Annotated in this window: 9 protein-coding genes; 2 read left to right on the plus strand and 7 right to left on the minus strand. The window is 44.5% G+C overall.

Annotated elements, in window-relative coordinates; all coding sequences use genetic code 11:
• Positions 1-610: 610 nt before the first annotated feature.
• Both BFP72_RS17165 and BFP72_RS17170 read right to left on the minus strand, forming a co-directional pair.
• Positions 611-1,378, minus strand: coding sequence for a S1/P1 nuclease (locus tag BFP72_RS17165; protein WP_099600307.1), 768 nt, complete (start codon positions 1,376-1,378; stop codon positions 611-613).
• Between the two features lie 68 nt (positions 1,379-1,446).
• Complete coding sequence (locus BFP72_RS17170) at positions 1,447-3,012, minus strand: BCCT family transporter (RefSeq protein ID WP_099600308.1); 1,566 nt, start codon at positions 3,010-3,012, stop codon at positions 1,447-1,449.
• A gap of 305 nt (positions 3,013-3,317) precedes the next feature.
• Here BFP72_RS17170 and mfd point away from each other — a divergent pair, with 305 nt between their 5' ends.
• Positions 3,318-6,680: a transcription-repair coupling factor gene (mfd, locus tag BFP72_RS17175; RefSeq protein WP_099600309.1), complete on the plus strand. Its 3,363-nt coding sequence runs from the start codon at positions 3,318-3,320 to the stop codon at positions 6,678-6,680.
• A 15-nt stretch (positions 6,681-6,695) separates the two neighbouring features.
• On the opposite strand, the gene BFP72_RS17180 is transcribed toward mfd, so the two are convergent.
• The 5 genes from BFP72_RS17180 to BFP72_RS17200 all read right to left on the minus strand — a co-directional run bounded on the left by BFP72_RS17180 (position 6,696) and on the right by BFP72_RS17200 (position 9,708).
• The gene (locus tag BFP72_RS17180; RefSeq protein WP_099600310.1) at positions 6,696-7,586 is read right to left on the minus strand and encodes a hypothetical protein; all 891 of its coding nucleotides are present in this window, start codon (positions 7,584-7,586) and stop codon (positions 6,696-6,698) included.
• Complete coding sequence (locus BFP72_RS17185; protein WP_099600311.1) at positions 7,573-8,070, minus strand: hypothetical protein; 498 nt, start codon at positions 8,068-8,070, stop codon at positions 7,573-7,575. The genes BFP72_RS17180 and BFP72_RS17185 overlap by 14 nt, the downstream gene beginning before the upstream one ends.
• Positions 8,071-8,166: 96 nt before the next feature.
• A complete protein-coding gene (locus tag BFP72_RS17190; protein WP_143520115.1) occupies positions 8,167-8,772 on the minus strand; it encodes a hypothetical protein in 606 nt (201 codons plus the stop codon).
• 30 nt (positions 8,773-8,802) lie between these two features.
• Entirely contained in the window at positions 8,803-9,210 is a 408-nt protein-coding gene (locus tag BFP72_RS17195; RefSeq protein WP_099600313.1) for a MaoC family dehydratase, read from the minus strand.
• A gap of 24 nt (positions 9,211-9,234) precedes the next feature.
• On the minus strand, positions 9,235-9,708 hold the full coding sequence (locus BFP72_RS17200) for a hypothetical protein (RefSeq protein WP_099600314.1): 474 nt from the start codon (positions 9,706-9,708) through the stop codon (positions 9,235-9,237).
• 197 nt (positions 9,709-9,905) lie between these two features.
• Between BFP72_RS17200 and BFP72_RS17205 the strand changes: the two genes are divergently transcribed.
• Positions 9,906-11,927: a DUF3857 domain-containing protein gene (locus BFP72_RS17205; RefSeq protein WP_099600315.1), complete on the plus strand. Its 2,022-nt coding sequence runs from the start codon at positions 9,906-9,908 to the stop codon at positions 11,925-11,927.
• The last annotated feature ends 2 nt before the right edge of the window (positions 11,928-11,929 follow it).

Here is an 11,929-nt window from a genome sequence, read left to right on the forward strand (position 1 = left end):
TAAAACTGAATCCGATTCACAGAAAATATCAAATATGTAGAAAGCAGGCTTTGCCTGCTTTTTTTATATAAAAAATGGGGGGCTCATTGAATGAACCCCCCATAGGTTAGGTATACTAGTAGGTAAACTAGGTTAGTTTGGTTTTTGTCCTACGACGATTATTGAATCATCGCTCACTTTGGTTTGTTGTGAATACACCCGAAAACTGAATAACAACAGTACAAACAATATAATATTGATTATCAACTGTATTGATTTTTTCATACTCCTTAGACTTTTCTTGGTTCAGTAGTCAGGCTTGTTCATTACAAAGTACCTACTTTTATCTTCCGCATACAATACCCATTTATCAGTATATTATGAGTACTGTACGTATAAATATAGCTTTGGAGTAGGTATTCGGTACTGCAAAAACTACTCTCAACAAATACACACCGTCAACCGGTACCCTAATAGATCATAGGACCTGGCGCAAAATAACATAGGTAAAGAACGAAAGGTGCTTAGCCCATAAAGGCAAAAAAAAGTCCGCCCTAAGTATAGAACGGAACTCAATCATAAAGTCCTGTTTTGGTGTACGCTCCCTTTCTATCTTACACCTCTGCTATGATCAGCCATATATCTCATTGAGGATTCCTGCCAAACGTACTCCTGCTTTTAGCAATCTTTCGTTGACGATCCCTATGTTTTTGTAATTGTATTCATAAGACAACTTTCCGTCTTCGGGGATATCATATATGGCTTTGCGATAGCTTTTGGCTTCATCAATCCATACATCGATTCCCTCGGACTGGCATTTTTCCAACTCTTGTTCTGAGATATGATTGACCCACTTCGAATACTCTGTGAAACTCAACTGCTGATAATCGATCAGCCCACTGTCCCAAACGCTGTGCAGGTTAGTTGGCTCCCACATGAAAGTCACCTTCACATCGTTTCCTCCTTTGTCTTCACCCGTACCGACATGCAGAGGCTGATGAATGTCTGCAACAAGATGAACAAGGTATTTCAAGTTCTCCAACTCCGTTCCTTGAGTAAACTGCTTCGTTTTCAACTCTTGGATGATTCGCTCTATCGCGACTACCGCATCTCCTTGTTCAGGAGTACCTGCTTCTTCATACGTCTCCCCATCAGGCACTGTACAATAATGCCACGGTACCATAAAGTTGTTGTCTTTGTCCGAACGAATAAAATCCATGTAATTGCCCACCATGTTGAGGTGTTCGTGCTTGAGTATACCGTGTATTTCTCCCTTTGCTTTTTTACTAAGGTGCCAGTAGGCGATATCTCCTACGACACGATGCCCTGTCTTGCCCCAACCGAAAACGGCAAGACTCGAAAATGACAGTACGAGAACCAAAATGCTTCTTAATTTCATGTTGTTTTAATTTTTTGATAAAGATTCCAAATAATACTCCAAAGCACAAATTGTCCTGACAAATAATCCTACGAATGTCTATCGCACACCGATTGGACAACCATCCGAACCGCGGCAAGGCCCACTGCAATCAACAAAAACAAAATCGGAAACCCTCCCAAAATGGAGGTCATTCGTATACCCTCGACTCCCACAGTACTGACCATCACCCATCCTACGAGTCCAATCAATGTACCCCATATGATTTTGATCCGCACAGGGGCTTCTGCTTGGGCTGATGTGATCCCCACTGTACTCAATGCACTCATAGCCGAGGTATTGGAGTCTGCCGCAGTAACATAGGAAATGAAGATCAAGAACACAAACAACACACTCGAGAGTCTCGACCAAGGCAGATCATCTAGTATTTTATACATCAAACTCTCGGACCCCAAAGTATATAGACTTGTCGTCAGCACTCCTCCTTGAGACTGGTCCATGAGCAAAGCACTCCCTCCAAAAATCACCATCCATGTGCCACTAAACAGAGCAGGAAAAAGGAGGTTGAAATGAATAAATTCCCGCACCGTATACCCCCGCGCAAGTCTACCCAAAAACAATGCAGTGATAGGTGTCCACGCCATCCAGTTGGCCCAATTGAAAACCGTCCAATCGTCGAACCAGGACTGTGACAGTTGCCCTGACCAATTGACACTCCTAGGCACCATATGCAGCACGTAGGACCAGCCCCCTTTGGCTCCCAGATCCAGCAGTTGCAATGTCGGCTCTGTCACAAGCACAAAAACGGCCAGTACAATAAAGCCACGAATGTTGATGTCTGACAAAATCCGAATCCCACGCATCAATCCCGATACGGCAGACAGGATAAATGTCGAGACAATCGCTCCTGCAATCACAAACAACAGCCCTGCACTCTCTCCTATACCCAGCACATGTCTCAACCCTCCCATGAGGCTCAGCAATCCTCCCCCCAAAGAAGCTGCCATCCCCGCCACCAAACCATAGAGACACAGCACATCGATGAAGTTGGACCATGCTGGGTGCAATTCTTTGCCAATCAAAGGACTAACCATCGAACCCAAACTGAAAGGCTGTTTCATGTTATAAAACGAAAGCGCAAAGACCACTCCGGCCAAGGTATAGATGGAATAAGGGGTCAAGGTCCAATGCATCATCAATGCAGACATGGCAAAAATCATAGCTTCTGAAGACCCTGGTTCCATACCCAAACTTTCTGGTGGGGCGCTCAAATGAAAAATCGGTTCTGCCACTCCCCAAAACAAAATACCCGTAGCGATGGTAGTGCACGTCGTGATTGCAAACCATTTCCACCGTGTCAAAAACGGTTGAGCATCCTCTCCTCCAATTCTCCATTTCCCCAAGGGGGAGACATAAATCACAAATACCAAAAGAACCATGGCAAAAGCTGTCCAGGAAAACAACCATCCAAAGTGGCGCAACACCCATACATTGGCATTGGAAAGTAACTCAACAAATATTTCGGGGTACAGCTGACTCATCGCCAATGTCAGCAGCAATAAAACTATGGGTGGGAAAAAAACAACTTTGTTTATTTGGGTCAAGATAAGCCTGTAGTATGCGAAATGAAAAGATAAACAATCTAGCCCTAACATGAATTCAGCACCCCCAAACGAGGGTGCTGAATTGCTAACCTAACCTTAACATCACGGACTAGGGATAGTCCGAAATATCAATAATACTAACTAGAACTTATTACTTACTCTTTAAATGGATTTTCACCCCTGAAGGTTGCAGATCAGCTAATTAATTTGCCAAAGCATCTATTTATCACTGATAAGAGTCGCCAATTGGACATACCTTTGTTCCTTATTCGCTTGAGAAACTAGTTTCACGTAGGGATGCATGTGCCTAGGTTACTCAACCAAAAGGCAAATATTCGCATACAAAAAAGAGAACATTGAAAAGCAAAGAGCTTCTATCCATCTACCGCGCCGATAGCCAAGTCATCGGTATCGCCGAAAGTATCAAGGCCAACGAAAACCTCAACATACGAATCAAAGGGCTAGTCGGTAGCATGGATGCGCTGATAGCCGCCTCGGTATTTCAGACCAATCATCAGAACCACATCTTTGTTCTACACGAAAAAGAAGAAGCGGCCTACTTTCACAATGACCTCCAAAACCTGCTAGGAGACAAAGAGGTTCTCCTATTTCCCTCTTCCTACAAACGCCCCTACCAGTTTGAGGAAACAGAAAATGCCAACATCCTAATGCGCGCCGAAATCCTCAACCGCATCAACAACAAAGCCAGCACTGGAGAGCTCATCGTCACCTATCCCGAAGCACTGACCGAAAAAGTCATCAACAAAAAATCCCTCGTCGAAAACACCTGGACTGCCCGTGTCGGAGAATCCGTCGATACCGAGTTTCTCACAGAGCTACTCGTCACCTATGGGTTTGAACAGGACGATTTCGTCTACGAGCCTGGCCAGTTTGCCGTACGCGGCGGGATTATAGATGTCTATTCTTATGCGGGCGAGTTGCCCTACCGCATCGAGCTATTTGGTGATGATATCGAAAGTATCCGAACCTTCGATCCCGAATCTCAGTTGTCCAAAGACGACATGAAAACCGTCAACATCATCCCCAATATCCAAACCAAACTCCTCGAAGAGGAGCGACAGTGTTTCATGGATTATGTCCCCAAAAACTCGAAAATTTGGGTCAAGGACATGCACCACACATTGGATATCCTTGACAAGTACTTCGAAAAAGCTAGCGTTAGTTTTGACAGCATCATGGCTGCCAGTGGACAGTCGAGCATTGTACTCCAGCCTGAGCTACTTTTCGAAACCAGTGATACTTTCCAAAAGGCCATCGAAAAATACGCGAAGATCGAATTTGGCAACCGCTTTTATAGCAAGGGAGGAAAAGAATTCCATTTTGAAGCAAGTCCGCAACCTTCCTTCCAAAAGAATTTTGAGCTGATGGCCGAAAACTTCGAAAGCTATCAGCAAAAAGACTATGCTACCATCATCGCATCAGACTCCGAAAAACCCATTCGACAGTTAGAGTCTATTTTTGATGAGGTCAATCCCTTTGTCAAATTCAACAGCATAGTACTCAGTCTTCGTGAAGGCTTCATCGACAACAATGCTCGCCTAGCACTATATACAGACCATCAGCTATTTGAGCGCTATCACAAATATGCGCTCCGTCAAAAACATTCCAAATCCAAAGCGCTTACGCTCAAAGAACTGCGTACGCTCAACCCTGGGGATTATATTGTACACGTGGACCATGGAATAGGGCGTTTCGCGGGACTGGATACCGTAGAGGTCAACGGCAACAAACAAGAGTCCGTTCGTATCATCTATCGTGACGATGACTTACTCTACCTCAGTATCCATGCACTGCATAAGATCTCCAAATATAGCGGCAAGGAAAGTGGCCCTCCACAGGTCAATAAGCTAGGGTCTCCCGAGTGGGAAAATAAAAAGAAAAAAGTTCGCAGCAAGGTCAAAGACATCGCCAAAGAACTCATCGCTCTCTACGCCAAACGCAAAGCCGCCCCTGGATTTGCCTATGGGCCAGATACCTATCTGCAAACAGAAATGGAAACGTCATTCGTCTACGAGGATACACCCGACCAAGCCAAAGCCACAGAAGACCTCAAAGTCGACATGGAAAAAGCCCACCCGATGGATCGACTCGTCTGTGGAGACGTGGGCTTTGGAAAAACCGAGGTTGCCATCCGTGCAGCATTCAAAGCCAGCGTCGAAGGTAAACAAACGGCCGTACTCGTGCCGACAACCATCCTCGCCATGCAGCACTACCACACCTTTCAAAACCGTCTCAAAGATTTTGGTGTGACCGTTGAATTCATCAACCGTTTTCGTACGACCAAAGAAATCAAAGATGTGCTCGAAAAAGTCAAGCAGGGCAAGGTCAACATACTCATCGGTACACATCGCATCGTCAACAAAGATGTCAACTTCCAAGACCTCGGACTACTCATCATTGACGAGGAACAAAAGTTTGGGGTAAAAATCAAAGACAAACTCAAGGAAATGAAAGTCAATGTGGATACACTCACTCTGAGCGCCACTCCAATTCCTCGTACGTTGCATTTCTCACTGATGGGGGCAAGAGACCTCAGCATCATTGCTACTCCACCCCCCAATCGTCAGCCCGTCACCACAGAGTTGCACGTATTCAACGAAGAAATCACCCGTGACTCTATCAGTTACGAACTGCGTCGTGGAGGTCAAGTATTTTTCGTTCACAACAAGGTCAGCGATATCGAAAGCATAGCCAACCTCATCCACCGTCTAGTCCCTGATGCAAGGGTGGGTGTGGCTCACGGCCAAATGGACGGACCAAAATTGGAAAGGGTCATGCTCAAATTCATAGAAGGCGAATATGATGTCCTGGTCTCGACCAATATCATCGAATCAGGTCTCGATATTCCCAATGCCAATACGATCATCATCAACAGTGCGCAAAATTTCGGGTTGTCAGACCTACACCAAATGAGAGGCCGAGTAGGACGCTCCAACAAAAAAGCCTTTTGTTACATGTTTACGCCCCCAACTTCCAAACTGTCGACCGACGCGCGTAAGCGCCTCAGCGCTCTGGAGGAATTTTCAGACCTTGGAGATGGAATCAAAGTCGCCATGCGAGACTTGGACATTCGAGGTGCAGGCAACCTCCTCGGTGGAGAACAAAGTGGTTTCATCACAGACATAGGATTCGATATGTATCACAAAATCCTCGATGAAGCAGTACAAGACCTGAAAGAGAATGAGTTCAAAGAACTTTTTGCTGATCAAGAAAAAGACCTCTCCAAAACACTCATCAATGACTGTATCATAGAGACAGATTTGGAAATTTTGATCCCAGAAGATTATGTCAAGAATATCACCGAACGACTCAGCCTCTATACCCAAATTGATAACATAAAAACCAATAGTGAATTAGCGATCTTCTCTCAATCAATACAAGATCGATTCGGAAAAATCCCAACATCCGTATTGGCACTATTCGAAACAGTCAAGTTGAGATGGCTCTCAATCGATCTCGGTTTCGAAAAACTGATCATCAAAAACGGGCGCATGAGGTGCTATTTTCCGCCACAAGGAAACGACCGCTATTATACATCGCCTGTATTTGGCAAAGTCATGTCCTACATTCAGCAACACCCCAAGGACTACCAGATCAAAGAGATGAAAGGGAAACTCATGCTCATCATCACTGGTGTAGAAGAAATCGAGGTAGCTATCCGCCAACTCGACCATATCAAAAACTCATTTATAGATTAAGTCAAAGACTACTGACTACTTATTGATGAGCTTGAGGTTTGCAATCCGGCTAAGATCCAGTTTGTCAAACCATGCGCCCCATGGGAAACCAATGATGATAAGCTCCATCATAAATTTTCCAAACCAAATATTCATCGTCATGAATATACCGACATGCATACCCATGACGAGTATGGCCATGAAAGGTCGCGTTTTTCTAAACCAAAGAAGAAAACCGAAAAACTCCGTCCCAATACCCACAATCAAACTCAGCATTGCTACTGGGATACTGATGAAAGCCCATTTTTGCAAAAAGTTGTACTCGTGTACACCGTACTTGGACAGGTTGTCCACACTCTTCTCTGTCATCCACATCCACAAATGACGACCATCAACCCAATTGAAGCCAGTGGCAATCAACTTAGAAAATGCTGCCGTCGTATACCCAAAACCCACAAAGAACAGCACCAAGCCCATCACAATAGGAATGCGGTTGTCAGGATCCTTGTATACCACAAAGCCTACACCAGTTGCCAATATGCTTAAGCCCACAAAGTTAGAGCTATGTGGAATCTCGCCAATCGAAAAACGGCCCGCATACAATAAGTGCAGCAACAATGCAGAGAGCAAATACAACCAACTTGGACCGATTCTAAAAAATGCCAATACACAAGTCAACGACATGACACCTGCGACATACAGCGGCAACATATTGCCATGCATGAAAGAGATATCAATATGCTCAGCAATACCCAATGGCAGAACCACATCCTGTATCTTGAGCGTATAGTTGGCCCAAAACCAAGCCAAATCTATCGAGGCATACACCACGAAAAGTTCAAATAATTTGAAAAACAGTTTTTGACCAGTAGTCACTGGACTACCGTCTCCAAACAAATTGGTTAAAGTGAAATTAATTGCTTTCATCCGAGTAATAGGCAGATTTGTCGAGAGATTGATTCAATAAAAATTTGTTTTGGTCCATCAAGATAAAGGGTAAAGCCTTGGCTTCTACACTATCGTCTCCAACCAATCGACCAGAAACTTTGATCGCTAGAAATTTGCGGTCACCAAGCACATCCTCTCCGATCATATAGCGAAGCGCTTCGAGGCGTTTTTCGTCCCAATTTTTGGTCTTGCAGACGAAATTGGAATAATCGATCTGATCCACCCCTATCTCTATCGTAGAGATGGGTAGGCCTGGCAAATCCGGGTAGTCATGTGTCTGCCATATCAACGAGTCCGGTACTTCCGTCACATCGCGAAGAATCGCTCGAGTCCATGGCTTTCCTGCCATAGAAAACATAGGATATATACTGAAGGGCCAAAACTCCCCTTTGTGAGTAGATACCAACACTGCGTTGATCAAAAACAAAATCAACAAGATCCTACCTGCCTTTTTTATATACATGTTCGTATAGTTTGTAAAACGGTCAAAGATAAAAAAGATAATGCTAGCGAGGGACACTTCCCTCTGCTTCTAAAACATGATTTTGGTCATCCCCCTTCATTGAGAGAGTTTATGGATTGCCTCTACTTCTCGAATCAGGGAGTCGTACCTCTCTTGAATGGCTTTGAGCGTCGCTAAATCTGGCAATTCATTCTGCTGATAACGCTGCATCATGGACTGTGTTACCCAGACTTTGAGTAGTACGACCTGGTCAGCAAGTCTCTTTTGGTTTTCTTGGATATGCTCCTCAGCGCTCGTATGCTGAGCCATTCGTTGGCGCTGAATTTCTTGGAGCGAATCAAGGAGCAAGTGCATGGGTCTCTCCCAAGTACTATCGTTGAACTGAGACACATACTCCTTGAAGCTGCTCCAGTATTGCTCATTAGTCTGCGTATAAGACCGGTAAGCGTCCAAACTATCCCACGAAACTTTATCCATAGATCCCAAAGCACCCACCAAGCTTTCCAACTTAGGGTCCTCGTTCACCGCTTCGTCAAACAGACGATCGATGATATCCTCTCGGTACGTATAACTTAGATCTGTGAGGCTTCGTTTTGTACTTGACTCTTGAAGCACTGCCGGTGTATCCTCTGGATCGGTGGGGCGAGGAGTACATGCGTACATTCCAGTTGCTACAAGTACTAAATATATCGACTTATTCATCCTGTTGGTTTATTCGTTGGAGAACAGAGCCTAGGGCAATTGATCCAGATGACGGACCTGTGCCTCACCATCCACGACGAGTTTGTTTTTCTCTTTGTCAAAAACTTGGGTTTTGATCGTACCTGTGTGTTTACCTTCTACAGTCTCTATTATTTCCATTCGAACCTCATAGGCTTGGTCTGGATATACCGGGCGCTTGAACGACAAATTTTGTGACAGATACAATGTCCCCTCACCGGGAAAATCCATACCCAGTACTTTAGAAATAAATGAGGCCGAGAATATCCCGTGTGCGATGGGCTTTTTGAAAGGCGTCTCTGCAGCATATGCCGCATCAAGATGAAGGGGGTTTTTGTCACCAGACAATTCCGCAAATGCCTCAATCTGCTTTTGGGTAATGATAAATTCGGTGGTGTATTGGTCTCCTACTTTCAACATAGTTTAAGAAATTTTGGGGCAATATTAATCCATTCTCACCTGAACACCATCATAGTAATCATCCGCTAGACCATCACCATCCCAATCCAGTGTGGCACGAAACCGAACACGGTTTCCCGTCAGCTCGAAATCATAGCGAGTTTCTCCCGACTCAGTGAGCATGACCAGAGAGTCCTTCTCCACCCACCACTTGCCATATGTCGTGTTCATTTTCTGACCTTCGAGAGTATAATACTCAGAAGCAAACGTACTATCCTTCAAAAATGTCGTCTCTATTGGTTTTATTTTGAGCACTCGCTCCCACTCTCCTTCCTTGGCCTGCAGTACCGAATCGCTCTCTTCCAACCGCTTCATCGTCACCAATAGCGACAGGTTCGTCCATTTTCCTACAAGATCTTGTTCGGCTTTTCGATCTGTGGCTTGCGTCTTCTCTTTTTGATCTGTCGTACAGGCCGTTAGGGCCATCAGTACGAAGAGGATTGGGGATAGATTTTTCATATGCATAAAGGTATCACCCCTCTATTCGGTATCAAAATTTGAGGATGTTCTAGCACAACAAATTGGATAGCGAGAGGCAAATACCACCTCTCAAACACCTACGACTGTATTTTATTTTTTGATTAGCTCTTGTATTGACATTTGTATATCCTTCGTAGAATTACTTTATTGCGGATTACATATAACGCTACTTTACTATGACCAACTTCAAACCTACCCTACTACTGGTTTCGATTTTATTTTTATTTTCGACCGCTTTCGCTCAAAAAACACCCGTCAAATTCGGAAAAATATCGGAGGAAGAACTCAGCATGACCCACTACGCCTTGGATTCATCGGCCAGTGCAGTGGTGCTCTGCGACTATGGCGAGTCTTTCATGGACTATGGTACGGACCAGTTTCAAGTGATCCACGAGCGAACTACCCGCATCAAGATTTTGACCAAGGACGGGTATGATTATGCCAACCACTCGTTTCAGTTGTACAAGCAATCCAGTGCAAAAGAAACGTACAGCCAGCTCAAAGGCTATACCTACAACCTAGAAGATGGCAGCATCGTCAAAACCAAACTGGAGAAGGAGTCTATTTTCGAAGAAGAAATCGACGAAAACCATGACAAAATCAAGATAACCATGCCTGCCGTCAAGGTCGGTTCGGTCATTGAATTTACCTACCGCATCACTTCCGACTTCCTGTTCAACTTCCAAGGGTGGCAATTCCAATACTACATCCCTGTAGTATGGAGTGAGTACAAAGCCAAATTCATCGACTATTACAAATACCAAAAGGATTTTCAAGGTTATCTGGCCCCCACTATCAGTGAGCACGAAATGGGCAATCAATCCTTTCAGGTGCGAATCGCAGCGAGCTCCGACTTTAATAGCCGAACCCCCGCTTCTCTACAAACCTACAATGTGCGCTTCGACGAAGAGCGCATCGTAATGCAAGATGTTCCAGCATTTGTCAAAGAACCAAACCTTACGACCCCCAGTGATTTCATTTCGATGATCAACTATGAGTTGGAGCTTATTGATTTCCCTGGATCAATACCCAAAAGATATCGTGGGACTTGGGAATCCGTCAACTCCGAAATGTTAGAACACGATTATTTCGGAGATAGAACCCGAGGTGCCGGATCGCTGAGCAAATCCATCCTAGATGCACACCTTGAGGAGTCAGACACCGAGCAACAAAAAATTGAAAAGATATTTGCAGTCGTATCCAAACATATGACCTGGGATGGAGTATCCTCGAAGTATGCCCGCGAGAATGAGCAGAAACTCTACGAAGCAGGAAAAGGCTCATCAGCCGACATCAATTTCCTATTGATAAACTTCCTCAACAAAGCAGACATTAAAGCAGAACCTGTACTAGTAAGTACGAGATCACATGGCATGGTCAAGGAGTTCAACGCAAGCACAAGCCAATTCAACTATGTGATCTGCAAAGCCTGGGTCGGCGAGGAATACATGCTGCTCGATGCTACCGAAAAATATCTACCAATAGGCGTACTACCCACTCGCTGTCTCAACGGACGCGGGTACACCATATCCAAAGATAAGCCGGGATGGGTGGAACTCAACAGCAAGGAAAGCGACGAATCGAAAATAACTGGTAACATCACCCTCCGTGAGGACGGTTCGATCGAAGGCCTACTCAACAAGTCCTATGGTGGATACAACGCACTAACTAAACGCAAAGCATACTTCTATGATGGAGAAGAAAAATTCAAAAACGACCTCATTGAAAAATCACCTTGGGAAATAGACAGTCTAAGCCTCTCCAATCCAAAAGACATCGGCAAGCATTTCGTCGAATCGATACAGTTCAAAAATAGCAATGGGGCAGAAGCAATGGGCAACTTCATTTATTTCAACCCTATCATCACCGAGCACTTAGAAAAAAACATCTACCATGTGCAAGAGCGCACCTATCCTGTCAGCTATCCAAGCCCAATCAAGGAAGACTACTACGTGTCCTTCGAAATACCTGAGGGCTATGTACTCGATGAAATTCCTCAGGCCTTTTCCCTCGCCATGCCCAACCGTACTGCATCCTTCACATATAAAATCATACCGCAAGGAAACAAATTCACGGTTTTCACTCGGTTCAAAATACACAAAACACTCTATCTACAAGATGAATACCCTTATCTCAAAGAGTTTTACGCACAAATGATTGCCAAACTCAACGAACAAATCGTATTGAAAAAAGCCTAAAC

Source organism: Reichenbachiella sp. 5M10 (genome assembly GCF_002742335.1).
GTDB lineage: Bacteria > Bacteroidota > Bacteroidia > Cytophagales > Cyclobacteriaceae > Reichenbachiella.